Consider the following 15,695-nt stretch of genomic DNA (forward strand, 5'->3'; position numbering starts at 1 on the left):
CGCACGACGGCGGAGCTCAAGCGGGTAACGGGAAGGTCGTGCCATGACTCGATCCTTTCATGAAATCGAGTCTCCATCCGAACCGGGGCGGTTCAGTATGCAGCGCTTCCTGTGCCGACTGGTGTGCCCGCTGCGCTGCTTCCAACACGTCCTCGCTCATACGCCCATCCTGCCGGCCCGCCCTCTGATCATCCGTGCCACTGCCGTTCCTCCGGATGGCGCTCCCTTTCTCTGAGCGGAGCGCGGTCTTGTTGCGGCGGCAACGGATCGGCCGTGGTGGGGAGTGAGGTGGCGGCGTTGCATTCAAGACAGGGGACGGTGCGGGGTTGGCGGAGGATGTCGAGGGCCTGGTCGAGAGTGATGGGTGTGGCGTGGGGCTGGCAGCCGATGACGTGGATCAGGCGTGCCCCGGGGTGGCCGGGGCGGTGAGGGAGATCTTGTACTGTCCAGGCCTGCCGCCCGTCGGCGGTGGGAGTAGCGAGGGTGGGGATCCGGCTGTAGTCGCCGCCTTCGAGGGGGCGGACATGACGGGCGTCGAGCCAGACGCTCTGTTCTGCGGGCTCCGTACGGCCGCTGCTGCCAACTGCCCAGCCGGTGATGCCCACCCGGTACTGCCATCCGACTGCCGCGCGCCGACGCTCATACAGGCAGGCTCGCAACTCCTGCCCGTCAGGCATGATCACGGTGACCCGGGCCGCGTTCTGCGGCATTGCGACCCCCTCCATCCTGCCCAGGCATCCTAACCGGACGCTTTGGCGAGTTCATCGGATCAGAACACCGGGCAAGCCCTCCAGCCCCCGCGGTGACACGATGCCACCGACGGGTCCAGCAGCATCTTCGGGGTTTGTGCCCCTGGTAGTCCGACGGCCCCTTTACCATCCGCTGCATGCTGGATCCCGAGCTGCTGGAACGGATCACCGCCCGCCGTGCGGAACTGGACGACCTCGAAGAACAGCTGACCGAGCGGCTGGCCAGGGTTCGATCCGAGAGGGACGAACTCGCCGTCGCCGAGAGAGTCCTCGAGCGAGTGAGCGCAGAGATCGCAGGTGAGCGCGCCTCAATCTCCCCGGCGCCGGGCCAGGTGGCCGGTCGGGCCGTGATGCTCGTCCCGCACCGCGGCCCGGAAACACAGGAGACCATGCTCCCGCCGGACTACCAGCGCATCCTCACCGTCGTGCGCCAAGCAGGCGGACCGGTCACGGCCCGGCAGGTCGGCGAAACGCTGGGCGTGGACGTCAGCGTGAAGTCCACGCTGGAACCGCTGCGCGGGAAACTGATCAGGCTGGCCGACCGCGGCTGGCTGCGAAAGCAACCCGACGGGCGGTTCACCAACCGTCTGTGATCTCCTCCGGCATGACGGATCCAGTGGCGACAGAGCCGTAACCGGGCTGTCCCCGGCGGCCGTTGGAATTGTGTGACGAATACCAAAGAGCATGCCGAGGACACCTGCCCGCTTGTCTACCAGCGCTGTCTGCCGCTGTCCACGCGCACCGTCAACCACCTCGCTGATCTGCTCAGGCACCATCTGAAGGCGATCCGGTCCAGGTGGCGGATCCTGCCGCCGGGGAAGATCGCGTTGATCGTCCTGGCCGTACTGCGCCACGACCAGCGCCTGGCCGACATGGCCGGCGGCAACAACGTCTCCGAGTCGACCGTCCGCCGCTGGCGCGACGAACTGACCGGACTGCTCGCCGCCCAGGCACCGCGCCTGAACCGCGCCCTGAAGAAGATCACCAAACAGGGCGGGGAGCTTGTCCTGATCGACGGCACCCTCATCCCCACCCAGCGCCGCACCGGAAGAGCCGACCGACGGAATTACTCCGGCAAGCACCGACGTCACGGCCTGCACTTCCTCGCCCTGACCGACGAGAACGGCTGCCTGATCTGGAGCAGCCAGGCCCGGCCGCACCCACGACAACACCGCCGCCCGCCACGACCACATCCTGACCCACCTGCGCGCCGCCGGCCTCGGAGCGCTGGCCGACCTCGGCTTCCGCGGTCTGGACAACGACCTGCTCGCCCCTGTGATCGTCACCGGCTACGCGGCCAGCCGCACCCACAAACTGGCTGCGGGACAGAAGGAAACCAACCGCGTCCTCGCCGTCGGACGCGCACCAGTCGAACACGGCTTCGCCCACCTCAAAAACTGGCGGACCCTCACCAGGCTCCGCACCGACCCCGCCCGCGCCACCCAGCTCCTGCGGGCCCTGCTCGTCCTGACGAACATCGAAATCAACCGCTGACGGATGATCTTCACCGAAGGCTTCCGCCCACGACCAGCATGAGCACTCGGAGCACCGGTCACGCCAGCCCTTTGACCAGCAACTTCAAGTTGGTGAAGGCTCAAAGTGGCAGACCCGGTCCGTGTAACGCTTGTCGGCCAGTTCCTTGCCGCAACCGCCGAGCAGCGTGCCACACCAGAAGGTGTCGTACCGATGCTGCATACGGAAGCGGTCCAGGTCCCTGGCCTCCGTGGGCAGCACTACGGGAACCGGCGATGTGGCGCCGCCCAGAACCGCGCAAGCCGCGAGTGCGGGCATGTAGACGAAGGCGTGACGGACCCCGCGCGGATCAGAACCTGGGCTGGCGGCTTTCCTCGGATCAGCTTTCAGGGTTCGAACCTGAGACCTACGCATTACGGATGCGTAAGGCTATCCCGGCCCATCTTGGACCCATTCAGCCCCCGTACGGGCCTCACGGGACACTGGTATAGACCGCGAATCAATCAAAGAAACAGGAAAAGGCCAGGTCAGACGATGTCTGGCCTGGCCTTTTATGGAGCCGCCTTCGGGATTCGAACCCGAGACCTACGCATTACGAGTGCGTTGCTCTGGCCATCTGAGCTAAGGCGGCGCGCTGTCGCACTACGGTGCGATCAGCAACGTCGGTAAGTCTACACAGTTTCTGAGGTGCTCCGTACCAGCCCCGGGAGCACCCCGGGCCGGGTCGGCGGTCAGGATCGCGAGCAGCGTTTTCCCGCCGGCGGGGGCGTCCCGTGGAGGAGGTAGGCGTCGATCGCGGAGTCGATGCAGGCGCTGCCTCGGCCGTAGGCGGTGTGTCCGTCGCTCTCGTAGGTGAGGAGACGGGCCGAGGAGAGCTGGCGGGAGAGGGAGCGGGCCCAGCGGTAGGGGGTCGCCGGGTCGCGGGTGGTGCCGACCACGACGATCGGCGCCGCGCCCCGCGCCTCGATGCGGTGGGGCTCACCGGTGGGCCTGACCGGCCAGTACGCGCAGCCCAGGGACGCCCAGGCGAGGCCCTCGCCGAAGACCGGGGACGCCTTCTCGAAGGCGGGGAGGTCCTTGCGTACCTGGTCGGGGGTGGCGAAGGCGGCCGGGAGGTCCAGGCAGTTCACGGCGGCGTTGGCGGACATCAGGTTCGAGTAGCGGCCGCCGGCCTCGCGTTCGTAGTAGCTGTCGGACAGGGCGAGCAGGCCGGCGCCGTCGTGCGATTTCATCGCCGACGCCAGCGCCCCGCGCAGTTGCTCCCAGGCGCCCTGGTCGTACATCGCCGCGATCACGCCGGTGGTGGCGAGGGCTTCGCCGAGCTTGCGGCCGTCGATGTCGCCGGTGGGGATCGGGTGTGCGTCCAGCTTCCGGAAGAAGGCCTTGAGGTGCGGGCCGACCTCGGAGGCCTGCTTGCCGAGCGGGCAGTCCCGGTGCCGTACGCAGTCCTTCGCGAAGGATCTGAACGCCGTCTCGAAGCCCGCCGTCTGGTCGAGGTTCAGGCGTCGCGCGGGCAGCGCCGGGTCCATCGCGCCGTCCAGCACCAGCCGGCCCGCCCGCTGCGGGAACAGCCCGGCGTACGTCGCCCCCAGCAGCGTCCCGTACGACGCGCCCACGTACGTCAGTTTCGCGTCGCCCAGCGCCGCCCGCAGCAGGTCCATGTCGCGTGCCGACTCGACGGTGGAGACGTGCCGCAGCAGCCGCGGGGAGTGCGCGCCGCAGCCTTCCGCGAACTTCCGGTACGCGTCGACGAGCGCGCCGGTCTCCGCGCGGTCGTCGGGTGTGGTGTCGGTCTGCGCGTACGCGTCCATCTTCCGCCCGTCGAGGCAGGTCACCGGCTCGCTGCGGGCGACGCCCCGCGGGTCCACCGCGACCATGTCGTAGCGGGCGCGGACCTCGGCGGGGTAGCCGATGGCGGCGTACTGCTGCAGGTAGCCGATCGCCGAGCCGCCCGGCCCGCCCGGGTTGACCAGCAGCGACCCGAGCGGCTTGCCCTTGCCGGTGGCCCGCTTGCGGGCGACCGCGAGCCTGACGTCCCCCTCGGCGGGCTTGGCGTAGTCCAGCGGCGCCTTCATCGTGGCGCACTGGAAACCGGGGACGCCGCAGCCGTGCCAGGCCAGCTTCTGCCCGTAGTACGGGGCGAGGGCGCGCGGAGTGGACCGGGGCAGTGCCGCCAGCACGGCCTCCGCCGGGCTGCCGACCGAGGTCGCCGGGCCTTCGGAGGAGCAGGCGGGGACGAGCAGCAGGACCGCTGCGAGGAGGGCGCCGCCGATGCGGGCCGGGGGCCTTGCGGACGAGGTGGCCGGGCGGGGGGTTCGCCAGAGGTGCATCAGGCGAGCGTAACCCTGGGCTACCAGATGAATCCTCTCCGTACATGCAATGGCTCGTACGGGTTACCTGGTCAACCTCCTGTTGATCCTGGCCCCGACTGCGGGTCCGGGCCGTGGGGCGCGCCCGGCGGTCAGCCCGCTCTGAGGGCCATCGTCATCGCCTCCACCGCGAGCAGCGGCGCCACGTTGCGGTCGAGGGCCTCGCGGCAGGCGGCGATCGCCTCGATGCGGCGCAGGGTCGACTCGGGGGAGGTGGAACGGGCGAGGCGCTCGAGGGCGTCCTCCGCGTCCGCGTTGGCGATCGCCACCCTGGAGCCGAGCTGGAGGGCGAGCACGTCGCGGTAGAAGGCGGTGAGGTCGGTCAGGGCGACGTCGAGGCTGTCGCGCTGCGTCCGCGTCCGGCGCCGCTTCTGCTTGTCCTCCAGTTCCTTCATCACGCCCGCCGTGCCGCGCGGCATCCGGCCGCCCTGGGCCGCGCCCAGCGCCGCCTTCAGTTCCTCGGTCTCCTTGCCGTCCATCTCCTCGGCGAGCTGGCGGGCGTCCTCCGCGGCCGCGTCGACGAGTTCCTGGGCGGCCTTCAGACAGGCGCCGACCTCGTCGAGGCGCAGCGGGAGCTTCAGCACGGCGGCGCGGCGCTCGCGGGCGGCCGGGTCGGCGGCGAGGCGGCGGGCCCGGTCGACGTGGCCCTGTGTGGCGCGGGCCGCGGCGGCGGCGACGTCGGGCTCGATGCCCTCACGCCGTACGAGCATGTCGGCGACGGCGTCCACCGAGGGCGTGCGCAGGTTCAGGTGACGGCAGCGGGAGCGGATGGTGGGCAGGACGTCCTCGATGGAGGGGGCGCACAGCAGCCAGACCGTGCGGGGGGCGGGCTCCTCCACCGCCTTCAGGACGGCGTTGGCCGACTTCTCGTTCAGCCGCTCGGCGTCCTCGACGAGGATCACCTGCCAGCGGCCGTTCGCCGGGGAGGTGAACGACTTGCGGACGGTGTCCCGCATGTCGTCGGCGAGGATCTGCGTGCCGACCGCGGCGACCGTGGTGACGTCGGCGTGCGTGCCGACGAGGGCGGTGTGACAGCCCTCGCAGAAGCCGCAGCCGGGGGAGCCGCCGAGCGCCCGGTCCGGGGACACGCACTGCAGGGCGGCGGCGAACGCCCGCGCCGCCTGGTTCCGCCCGGCGCCGGGCGGTCCCGTGAACAGCCAGGCGTGCGTCATCTTCGACGTCTCCGGCACCGGAGTGTCCGCGGCGACCGCGGTGACCAGCGCGTCGGCGTCCCGGGCAGCCGCGTCGAGCTGCTCGGCCACCTTCTCCTGGCCCACGAGGTCGTCCCAGACGGTCATCGCTCACCCCGCCCTTTCGTCATGGTTCGCGGTGCGGCTTCCATTGTGCGGGGCGCCACTGACAACGCGGTCCGGACCGCAGCCGCCACGAAGCGGACGGCGGCTCCGGAACGGACGGCGGCTGCGGTCGGCAACCGTGGACGGCGGCTGGCCCGGGGCCGCCGACGAGCCGCCGACGGCCGACGAGGCCGTCGGGTCAGCGTCCCCGGCCCCGGCGCGGGCCGCGGCCCGGGTCGTCGTCGTAGTCGTCGTCGCGCGGTCCGAGCAGTTCGTCCGCCAGTGTCGGCAGGTCGTCCAGCGGGGTCTCCTCGGCCCAGTCCGACCGCACCCGCCGCCGCGGAGTCCCCCGCTCGTCGACCTGAGGCAGCTCCCGCGTGCGGTCATCCGCCCCGTCCGGGCGCGCCCCGGCGGACGGCTCGTCCCGGAAGAACCCCGGCGGAACGCGGTCCGCCGGGCCCCCGTCACGCACGGGCGGCAGCACGGCCGTCTCGTCCGCGGCACCCGGCGGCACCGGCGGCAGCACCGCCGTCTCGTCCGCCGCGCCCGGCGGCACCGGCGGCAGCACCGCCGTCTCGTCCGCCGCGCCCGGCGGCACCGGCGGCTGCGGCAGCTTCGTCGTCACCTCGGCGTCGGACTCGGCGTCGGACCCGCCGGTGGACCGCCCGCGGGAAGCCCCGGCGGCGGCCGTGCCGTCGCGGTCCTCCTCCGGCACCGGCCGCAGCACCGCCGTCTCCTCCAGCGGGCCGCCCGAAGCGTTCGTCGGCGTCACGATCGGGGTCGGGACGGTCGAGGCGTCCGGCGCAGCGGCGGGCGGCGCCGAATGCCGGGGGCCCGCCTCCGCGGCGGCCGCGGCCTGCTCGGCGAGCCGGCGCGCCTCCTCGGCCCGCAGCAGGGCCTCCTCCGCCTGCCGCTGCTTCTCCAGTCGCCGCGCCTCGGCCTCGGCGCGCAGCCGGGCCTCTTCCTCGGCCTGCCTGCGCCGCCGCTCCTCCTCGGCCTTCCGGCGGGCCTCCGCCTCGGCCCGGGCCTTCTCCTCGGCGAGCAGCCGCCGCCGCTCCTCCTCGGCCTTCCGGCGCGCCTCCTCGGCCCGCTGCCGGGCCTCCTCCGCCTGCCGCTCGGCCTCGCGCCGCTGCGCCTCCTCCAGCTCGCGCCGCTTGCGCTCCTCCTCCTCGGCGCGCAGCTTCGCGAGCTGCTCCTGGCGCTCGCGCTCCAGCCGCTCCTCCTCGGCCTTGCGGGCGGCCTCCTCCTCGGCCTTCCGGCGGGCCTCCTCCTCCGCCTTGCGGCGGGCCTCCTCGCGGGCCTGGATCTCCGCCTCGGACAGCGGCAGCATCTGGTCGAGCCGGTGCCGTACGACGGTCGTGACGGCTTCGGGGTCCTGGCCGGCGTCCACGACGAGGTAGCGCCCGGGGTCGGCCGCGGCGAGCGTCAGGAAACCGGAACGCACGCGCGCGTGGAACTCGGCCGGCTCCGACTCCAGCCGGTCCGGCGCCTCGGTGAACCGCTCGCGCGCGATCTCCGGCGCGACGTCCAGCAGCACGGTCAGGTGGGGCACCAGGCCGTTCGTGGCCCAGCGGTTGATGCGGGCGATCTCGGTCGGGGACAGGTCACGGCCCGCGCCCTGGTAGGCGACCGAGGAGTCGATGTAGCGGTCGGAGATGACCACCGCGCCGCGCTCCAGCGCGGGCCGGACCACCGTGTCGACGTGCTCGGCGCGGTCCGCCGCGTACAGCAGTGCCTCCGCGCGGTGCGAGAGGCCCGCGCTGGACACGTCCAGCAGGATCGACCGCAGCCGCTTGCCCACGGGCGTGGCGCCCGGCTCGCGGGTCAGGACGACCTCGTGTCCCTTGGCCCGGATCCACTCGGCGAGCGCCTCGGCCTGGGTGGACTTGCCGGCGCCGTCGCCGCCCTCCAGGGCGATGAAGAAACCGCCGGCCGCGGGCGCCGTCTCGGGGTCGTCGCCGCCGAGCAGCGCGTCGCGCAGGTCCTGCCGCAGGGGCACGCCGGAGCGGTCGTCGACCTTGGCGAGCACCAGCGCGGCCACCGGCAGCAGCAGCGCGCCGACCAGCATCAGGGTGAAGGCCGCGCCGCCGTGGGCGAACACGAACTTGCCGTTCTCCAGCCGGTGCGGGCCGATCCCCGCCGCCACCACGGGCGCGACGACCGCGCCGAGCGCCACGAAGACCCGTACGACCGCGTGCAGGTGCTCGGTGACGCGGGCGCGCCGCTGGTCCTCGGTCTCCTGGTCGAGCAGGGTGTGCCCGATGTTGGCGGCCATGCCCGCGCCGACGCCGGCCAGCGCGGCGATCAGCAGCACGGTGGTCACGTCCGGGACGAGACCGGCGGCCAGCAGCGCGACGCCGGTGAAGGCGATCACGAGGGCCAGCAGGCGGCGCCTCGACAGGGTGGGCAGCACGGCGGGGGCGGTGCGTATGCCGACGACGACGCCGCCGGTCAGCGCGCCCACCAGCAGCCCGTACGTCACGGGGCCGCCGCCCAGGTCCTTGGCGTGCAGCACGCACACGGCGACGGCCGCGGAGATCGCGCCCGCGACGGCGGCGGAGGCGAGCACCAGCAGCGGCAGGACACCCGTACGGCCCCGGTCGACGGCCGTGCCCGTCCTGGGCCGGCGCAGTCCCTCGAGCGGGGAACGCGCGCGTGGGGTGCGGGTGTCGGGGAGGACCAGGAAGGTCAGCACGGACAGGGAGGCGGCGAACAGCCCGGCCGCCACGTACGACGCGAGGGCGGCCTGGTGCTGGTCGAACCAGTCGATGCCGGAGCCCAGCAGGTTGTTCAGCAGCCCCGCGGCGACGAGCACGGCGGCCGCGAGCGGGATCGCGACGAAGTTCGTGCGCAGCGACAGCCGGCGCAGGGCGTCCATGTGGTCCGGCAGCGGCCGTATCGTCGCGCCCTCCGGGGGCGGGCCGGGCAGCAGCGCGGGAGACGCGCTCTCGCGGCACACCGTCCAGAAACGCTCGGCGACCCCGGCGACGAACACGGTGACCAGGAGGACGGCGAGCGCGTTGTCCGGCGTCCAGTCGATCCACAGGGGCGCCACGATGAGCAGCGCGACCCGCAGGCCGTCGGCGCCGACCATGGTCCAGCGCCGGTCGAGCGGGCCGTCCTGGGAGGTGAGCGAGGTGAGCGGTCCGAGGAGGACGGCTCCGAACAGCAGCGTCGACAGGATGCGCACCGCGAACACGCTCGCCACCGCGAACGCCACGCCCCGGTAGCCGCCGCCGAAGGAGCCCGCGCCGATGGCCGCCTGAAGGACGAGCAGCACGAGCACCAGGAGGGCGAGGGTGTCGCCGACACCGCCCACGAGCTGCGCGCTCCACAACCGCCGCAGCTGCGGCCGGCGCAGCAGGGAACGGACGGCGCGCTCGCGGGAATCCGCGACCAGGGCATCGTCGGGGGCCGGCGGGTGGGCCGTTGGCTGCTCGGCTCGCGTCATGCGTTCAGCCTATCGGGACCGGCTGACAGCCAGCGGCGTCCGCCCGGACGCTCGCACGCCCCGACACCAAACTGATGCCGGGGTGTGCGCTTCGCGAGGACGAAGTGAACGAAAGGTGACGGGGGCCTAGTCCTCCGCGGAGTTCGCCGCCGTCGCCTTCTTCGCGGCCGTCTTCGTCGCCGTCTTCGTCGCTGTCTTCTTGACGGCCGTCTTGGCGGTCGTCGTCTTCTTCGCGGCCGTCGTGGTCTTCTTCGCCGCGGTCTTCTTGGCGGCCGTCGTCTTCTTGGCGGGGGCGGCCTTCTTCGCCGCCGCCTTCTTCGCCGTCTTCTTGGCGGGTCCCTTGGCGCGCTTCTCGGCCAGCAGCTCGAAACCGCGCTCCGGGGTGATCGCCTCGACGCTGTCGCCGGAGCGCAGGGTCGCGTTGGTCTCCCCGTCGGTGACGTACGGGCCGAAGCGGCCGTCCTTCACCACGACCGGCTTTCCGCTCACCGGGTCGGCGCCCAGTTCCTTCAGCGGCGGCTTGGCGGCCGCCCGGCCACGCTGCTTGGGCTGGGCGTAGATCGCCTGCGCCTCCTCCAGCGTGATGGTGAAGATCTGGTCCTCGGACTGCAGCGAGCGCGAGTCCGTGCCCTTCTTCAGGTAGGGGCCGTAGCGGCCGTTCTGCGCGGTGATCTCCTGGCCGTCGGTGTCCGTGCCGACGACGCGCGGCAGGGACATCAGCCGCAGGGCGTCCTCGAGCGTCACGGTGTCCAGGGACATCGACTTCAGCAGCGAGGCCGTACGCGGCTTGACGGCGTTCTTGCCGGTCTTCGGGGTGCCCTCGGGGAGCACTTCGGTGACGTACGGGCCGTAGCGGCCGTCCTTGGCGACGATCTGGTGGCCGGTCGCCGGGTCGACGCCCAGCTCGAAGTCGCCGCTCGGCTTGGCGAGCAGTTCCTCGGCGAGTTCGACGGACAGCTCGTCGGGGGCCAGGTCCTCGGGCACGTCCGCCCGCTGGTGGTTCTCGGCGTCCTTCTCTCCGCGCTCGATGTACGGGCCGTAGCGCCCGACCCGCAGCACGATGCCGTTGCCCACCGGGAACGACGACACCTCGCGCGCGTCGATGGCGCCCAGGTCGGTGACGAGTTCCTTGAGGCCGCCGAGGTGGTCCCCGTCGCCGTTGCCGGCCTCGGCCGCGCCGCCGTTGCCCGTGCCCTCGCCGAAGTAGAACCGCTTCAGCCACGGCACGGCCTGCGCCTCACCGCGGGCGATGCGGTCGAGGTCGTCCTCCATCTTGGCGGTGAAGTCGTAGTCGACGAGCCGCCCGAAGTGCTTCTCCAGGAGGTTGACCACTGCGAAGGACAGGAAGGACGGCACCAGGGCGGTGCCCTTCTTGAACACGTAGCCGCGGTCGAGGATCGTGCCGATGATCGACGCGTACGTCGACGGGCGGCCGATCTCGCGCTCCTCGAGCTCCTTGACCAGGCTGGCCTCGGTGTAGCGGGCCGGGGGCTTGGTGGCGTGCCCGTCGACCGTGATCTCCTCGGCGGTCAGCGCGTCGCCCTCGGCGACCTGCGGCAGCCGGCGCTCGCGGTCGTCCAGCTCGGCGTTCGGGTCGTCGGCTCCCTCGACGTAGGCCTTGAGGAAGCCGTGGAAGGTGATCGTCTTGCCGGAGGCACTGAACTCGACGTCCCGGCCGTCGGCGGAGGTGCCGCCGATCTTGACGGTCACGCTGTTGCCGGTCGCGTCCTTCATCTGCGAGGCGACGGTCCGCTTCCAGATCAGCTCGTAGAGCCGGAACTGGTCGCCGGTCAGGCCGGTCTCGGCGGGCGTGCGGAAACGATCACCCGAGGGGCGGATCGCCTCGTGCGCCTCCTGCGCGTTCTTGACCTTCCCGGCGTACGTGCGCGGGGCCGAGGGCAGGTAGTCGGCGCCGTACAGCTGCGTGACCTGGGCGCGGGCGGCGGCGATGGCCGTGTCGCTCAACGTCGTGGAGTCCGTACGCATGTACGTGATGAAGCCGTTCTCGTACAGCTTCTGCGCGATCTGCATCGTCGCCTTGGCGCCGAAGCCGAGCTTGCGGCTGGCCTCCTGCTGCAGCGTCGTCGTACGGAACGGGGCGTACGGCGAGCGGCGGTACGGCTTGGACTCGACGGACCGGACGGAGAACCGGGTGTCGTCCAGGGCGGCGGCGAGAGCGCGGGCGTTCGCCTCGTCGAGGTGCAGGGTGTTCGCGCTCTTGAGCTGCCCCAGGGAGTCGAAGTCGCGGCCCTGCGCGACACGCCTGCCGTCGACCGTCTGCAGGCGGGCGACCAGCGCCGACGGGTCCGACGGGTCTCCCGCGCGGCCGGATGGGGGTCCCCCCGCCGGAGCGAAGTCGGAGGTGGGGGAAAAGGTGCCCGTCAGGTCCCAGTACTCGGCGGAACGGAACGCGATGCGCTCCCGCTCCCGCTCCACGACGAGCCGGGTGGCGACGGACTGGACGCGGCCGGCCGACAGGCGCGGCATGACCTTCTTCCAGAGCACCGGCGAGACCTCGTAGCCGTAGAGGCGGTCGAGGATGCGGCGGGTCTCCTGGGCGTCGACCATGCGCTGGTTGAGGTCGCGCGGATTGGCGACGGCCGCGCGGATCGCGTCCTTGGTGATCTCGTGGAACACCATCCGCTTGACCGGGACCTTGGGCTTCAGCACCTCCAGGAGGTGCCATGCGATGGCCTCGCCCTCGCGGTCCTCATCGGTGGCCAGGAAGAGCTCGTCGGAGTCCTTCAGCAGGTCCTTGAGCTTCTTGACCTGGGCCCTCTTGTCGGCGTTGACGACATAGACCGGTTCGAAGTCGTGCTCGACGTCCACGCCGAGGCGACGGACCTCGCCGGTGTACTTCTCCGGCACCTCCGCGGCGCCGTTGGGGAGGTCGCGGATGTGCCCGACGCTCGCTTCGACTACGTAGCCGGGGCCCAGGTAGCCCTTGATCGTCTTCGCCTTGGCAGGCGACTCGACGATGACGAGTCGGCGGCCGCCCTGTGCGGTCTCGCTGGTCGGGGACAACTTCGCTCTTCTCTCCGGTCGACGCTGGGGCCTCCCCAGGCCTACGTCCCGGGGTCGGGTACTGGTGACGCTGCGGAGTGTGACGGTACATCCCGCCCCCGTGTCAAACGGGAAAAGCCCGCAACGGCCACTCGAACGGTAACCCGACTTCCGTCATTCCTGCCGCCCGGCATGGTGACCCGCCTTTTCGAGCCTATCCGGAGGAGGACCTCCCAATTATCGGAGCCGCAGCTCCGCGGCCCCTTTCAGGATCGCATGAAACACCAGGTCCCGAGGGCGAGCGCGAGCACCGCGGCGACACCGGCGACGGCCGCCGATGCGACGGGGTTCACACCGTGGGCGACCGGTTCGCGATGCCGCACCCGGGCCACCGTCCACATCAGCAGCGCGCCTCCGAACAGGGCGAACACCACTCCCGAGAAGATCGCCGGTCCGCTCTCCATGGCTCTGTGCGCCCCTTTTCTCCTGTCCGCGGGTCTCCAGCCCCGGGAGACTGACACGCGCGGACGGCGGGCGGGCGAACCCCGGGTGAACGCGGGGCCGCCGGATCCGCTGGAGCTCCCCGGCCGCGCGGGCCGCGCTGCCTCGCGGGCCGCGGCGACCGCGGTGCGGCGGCGGAAGCGGCGGAAGCGGGTACGGGTGTCTTTCCGGCCGTCTTCCTATTGCCGTCCGGGGATCAGGCGAGCGATCAGGCGAGCGATCAGACGGGCGATCAGACGGGCGATCAGACGGGCGATCAGACGGGCGATCTTGTAAAGCCGGCGTCGGCGCCGTGCGGACCCTGCATCAGGCCGTTCGCGGAACGCCCGTAACACCGCTCACAGGGCGACGCGAATTCGTCGCCGTGCGACCAGGTCGCGTTGTCGCCCTTCTCGCGGCGCATTTCCGCCGGCCCGGACAGCGGGGCGTTCCGGGCCGGCGGAAGGGGCGTCCCAGGCCTGGCGGAAGACGCGTTCGAGTCGGCCGGGTCAGGCCGGCTCGATGAATCCCTGCTCCACCAGCAGCCGGATCTGGGCCGGCGTGCGGTCACGCAGCAACACCGGGTCCTCCCCGAGCAGTTGGGCGATCGCGTCCAGGATGCGGCCGGCGCTCAGCGACCCGTCGCAGACGCCCGCGAAGCCCGCGCCGACCGTGTCGACCTTGGTGGCCCGGCGCATGCCGCGGTTCTGCCGCAGCACCACGTGCTCGGGGTCCTCGGCGCCGGGCAGCCCGACCTGCTCCTGGACGACCTCGGTGACGAGCCGGAAGTGTCCTTCGAGCAGCGCCGCGTCGTCGTGCTCCCGGAGGTAGTCGAGCCGGTCGAAGTGCGCCCGGACGGTGTCGCCGAGCGGCTGTTCGATCGAATGCGGCCACTCCTCCACGATGACCGAGGGCACGGCCGCCTCCGTCCTGCGCAGGGTGATCCAGCCGAAGCCCACGGCCTTCACCTTGCGCGCCTCGAACTCGTCCAGCCACGCGTCGTACCGCGCCTGGTACTCCTCCGGATCGGCGCGGTGGTCGCCCGCGTCCCGCAGCCACAGCTCGGCGTACTGCGTCACGTCCTGCACCTCGCGCTGCACGATCCAGGCGTCGCAGCCGCGCGGGACCCACGAGCGGAGCCTGTCCTGCCAGTCCTCCCCCTCGACGTGCTGCCAGTTGGCCAGGAACTGCGCGAACCCGCCCTCGTTGAGCCGGTCACCCGCCTGCTGGACGAGGGTGCGGCACAGATCGTCCCCGCCCATGCCGCCGTCGCGGTACGTCAGGCGCGCCCCCGGCGAGATGACGAAGGGCGGGTTCGACACGATCAGGTCGTACTTCTCGTCGCTGCGCAGCGGCTCGAACAGCGAGCCCTCGCGCAGGTCCGCGGCCGGGGCGCCGGAGAGCGCCAGCGTGAGCGCGGCGATGTGCAGGGCGCGCGGGTTGACGTCGGTCGCCGTCACGCGCGTGGCGTGCCGGGCGGCGTGCAGCGCCTGGATGCCGGAGCCGGTGCCGATGTCGAGGGCGGAGGAGACGGGCGTACGGACGGTGATGCCGGCGAGGGTGGTGGAGGCGCCGCCGACGCCCAGGACGACCCCCTCGCCGCGGTGGGCGATGCCGCCCGCGCCGCCGACCGCGCAGCCGAGGTCGGAGACGATGAACCAGTCCTCGCCGCCGGGCCCGCCGTACGGCCGCACGTCCACGGTCGCCGCGACCTCGTCCGCGCCCGTCGCCACCAGCCACCCGCTCTCCAGGCACTCGGCGGCGGGCAGCACGGCCGTCACGCGCGCGTGCGGCACGGGCTGCTGCAGCAGGAACAGCCGTACGAGCACCTCCAGCGGCGTGTCGCCACGGGTGGCCCGGAGGGCGGGCACGGTCTCGCTGCGGGCCAGCGCCGCGTACGCGGGGGCGCCGAGCAGGTCGAGGAGCCCGTCGGCGGTGAAGGACGCCCCGAGCAGGGCGTCCCGCAGCCGGGCTGCGACGTCGAGGCGGTCGGTGGAGGGCAGGTGCGCCAGGCTGGAGTTGCTCACGCCCCCATTGTGTCCGTTCGGACGGACAACGCACCTACGCCCGCCTGTGCGGACGGCACCGGCACGCGGGCACGCGCGCACGGGCACCCGGCGTCGTCACACGCACGCGTGCCGCCCATCGCCCCGGGGCCCGCCGATTCAGCCCATCGCCCCGGGCCCCGCCGGTTCAGCCCATCGCCCCGGGCCCCGCCGGTTCAGCCCGTCGTCGCCGCGGCCGACGCGGAGGCCGACTTGCAGCTGGGCTGCTTGGCCATCGCCTGGCCGACGTCGCCCTCCTCCAGGGTCTTCAGCGCGTCGTTGCCGGACTTGCTCAGCTTGTCCAGCGAGGTCGCGATGTCCTTGAGACCGTCGGCGAACTTGGCCTGGTCCTTGGTGTCGAGCCCGTCGACCTGCTCCTTCAGGGAGGCGTACGACGCGGCGATGCCGTCGAGCTCCTTGACGGCGTCCTTCTGCTTCTTCTCACCGTCGTCGACGTTCGGCGCCCCGGCCTTCTCGACGGCGTCCCCGATCGCCTTGTAGGCCTCGGACATGTCCTGGAAAGCCTGCGCGTCGGTCTTCTGGACCTGGGCCGGCGTGCTGTTGTCCGAGGTCTCCTTCTGGATCGCGGCGTTGGCGGCCTCGATCTTCTTCGCCTGCGGCTGTACGGCGTCGCAGACCTGCTTGGCCCAGGCATCCAGCTTCTCGTTGCCGTCGTCGCTGCTGCATCCCGACAGCGCCAGTACCAGTACCGCACCGCCGGACAGCGCGGCCGCGAGCTTCTTGTTCACCGGATTGGTCCCTTCCATGGCTTACGGCCCCGGAACATACACGCCGGACGGACGTCAACCGCAGGACGGGCATCCGCTATG

The 15,695-nt window shown here is 72.0% G+C and carries 10 protein-coding genes and 1 tRNA gene; 2 read left to right on the top strand and 9 right to left on the bottom strand.

Going from position 1 to position 15,695, the window contains the following annotated elements:
• Positions 1 to 188: 188 nt before the first annotated feature.
• Positions 189 to 710 (bottom strand): DUF6233 domain-containing protein, encoded by a 522-nt coding sequence (locus ACH4ZX_RS19780; RefSeq protein WP_398274031.1) that lies wholly within the window; start codon positions 708 to 710, stop codon positions 189 to 191.
• 176 nt (positions 711 to 886) lie between these two features.
• On the opposite strand from ACH4ZX_RS19780, the gene ACH4ZX_RS19785 reads away from it, so the two are divergent.
• Positions 887 to 1,342 carry a hypothetical protein gene (locus ACH4ZX_RS19785; protein ID WP_398274034.1) on the top strand — a complete coding sequence of 152 codons (456 nt, stop codon included), beginning with the start codon at positions 887 to 889 and terminating at the stop codon, positions 1,340 to 1,342.
• A gap of 610 nt (positions 1,343 to 1,952) precedes the next feature.
• On the top strand, positions 1,953 to 2,243 hold the full coding sequence (locus tag ACH4ZX_RS19790) for a transposase family protein (RefSeq protein WP_398274381.1): 291 nt from the start codon (positions 1,953 to 1,955) through the stop codon (positions 2,241 to 2,243).
• A gap of 533 nt (positions 2,244 to 2,776) precedes the next feature.
• On the opposite strand, the gene ACH4ZX_RS19795 is transcribed toward ACH4ZX_RS19790, so the two are convergent.
• From ACH4ZX_RS19795 to ACH4ZX_RS19830, 8 genes are all read right to left on the bottom strand, one after another.
• Positions 2,777 to 2,853, bottom strand: a tRNA-Thr gene (locus ACH4ZX_RS19795).
• Positions 2,854 to 2,953: 100 nt separating this feature from the next.
• Entirely contained in the window at positions 2,954 to 4,552 is a 1,599-nt protein-coding gene (locus tag ACH4ZX_RS19800; RefSeq protein ID WP_398274037.1) for an alpha/beta hydrolase, read from the bottom strand.
• A 131-nt stretch (positions 4,553 to 4,683) separates the two neighbouring features.
• The gene (locus tag ACH4ZX_RS19805; RefSeq protein ID WP_398274040.1) at positions 4,684 to 5,889 is read right to left on the bottom strand and encodes a DNA polymerase III subunit delta'; all 1,206 of its coding nucleotides are present in this window, start codon (positions 5,887 to 5,889) and stop codon (positions 4,684 to 4,686) included.
• A 196-nt stretch (positions 5,890 to 6,085) separates the two neighbouring features.
• Positions 6,086 to 9,337, bottom strand: coding sequence for a dTMP kinase (gene tmk / locus ACH4ZX_RS19810; RefSeq protein ID WP_398274043.1), 3,252 nt, complete (start codon positions 9,335 to 9,337; stop codon positions 6,086 to 6,088).
• A 126-nt stretch (positions 9,338 to 9,463) separates the two neighbouring features.
• The gene (gene topA, locus ACH4ZX_RS19815; protein WP_398274046.1) at positions 9,464 to 12,361 is read right to left on the bottom strand and encodes a type I DNA topoisomerase; all 2,898 of its coding nucleotides are present in this window, start codon (positions 12,359 to 12,361) and stop codon (positions 9,464 to 9,466) included.
• Between the two features lie 245 nt (positions 12,362 to 12,606).
• A complete protein-coding gene (locus ACH4ZX_RS19820) occupies positions 12,607 to 12,804 on the bottom strand; it encodes a hypothetical protein (protein WP_398274049.1) in 198 nt (65 codons plus the stop codon).
• A 525-nt stretch (positions 12,805 to 13,329) separates the two neighbouring features.
• Positions 13,330 to 14,847, bottom strand: a complete 1,518-nt coding sequence (locus ACH4ZX_RS19825) for a methyltransferase (protein WP_398274052.1) — start codon at positions 14,845 to 14,847, stop codon at positions 13,330 to 13,332.
• Between the two features lie 194 nt (positions 14,848 to 15,041).
• Positions 15,042 to 15,632: a small secreted protein gene (locus ACH4ZX_RS19830; RefSeq protein WP_398274055.1), complete on the bottom strand. Its 591-nt coding sequence runs from the start codon at positions 15,630 to 15,632 to the stop codon at positions 15,042 to 15,044.
• Between the last annotated feature and the right edge of the window lie 63 nt (positions 15,633 to 15,695).

It is taken from the genome of Streptomyces sp. NPDC020490 (genome assembly GCF_044335305.1).
Taxonomy (GTDB): Bacteria; Actinomycetota; Actinomycetes; order Streptomycetales; family Streptomycetaceae; genus Streptomyces.

Bases quoted from the DNA above. Each gene is read 5' to 3' on its own strand.
- ACH4ZX_RS19780 (WP_398274031.1), bottom strand. From the start codon at position 710: ATGCCGCAGAACGCGGCCCGGGTCACCGTGATCATGCCTGACGGGCAG.
- tmk (WP_398274043.1), bottom strand. From the start codon at position 9,337: ATGACGCGAGCCGAGCAGCCAACGGCCCACCCGCCGGCCCCCGACGAT.
- ACH4ZX_RS19785 (WP_398274034.1), top strand. From the start codon at position 887: ATGCTGGATCCCGAGCTGCTGGAACGGATCACCGCCCGCCGTGCGGAA.
- ACH4ZX_RS19820 (WP_398274049.1), bottom strand. From the start codon at position 12,804: ATGGAGAGCGGACCGGCGATCTTCTCGGGAGTGGTGTTCGCCCTGTTC.
- ACH4ZX_RS19805 (WP_398274040.1), bottom strand. From the start codon at position 5,889: ATGACCGTCTGGGACGACCTCGTGGGCCAGGAGAAGGTGGCCGAGCAG.
- ACH4ZX_RS19830 (WP_398274055.1), bottom strand. From the start codon at position 15,632: ATGGAAGGGACCAATCCGGTGAACAAGAAGCTCGCGGCCGCGCTGTCC.
- ACH4ZX_RS19800 (WP_398274037.1), bottom strand. From the start codon at position 4,552: ATGCACCTCTGGCGAACCCCCCGCCCGGCCACCTCGTCCGCAAGGCCC.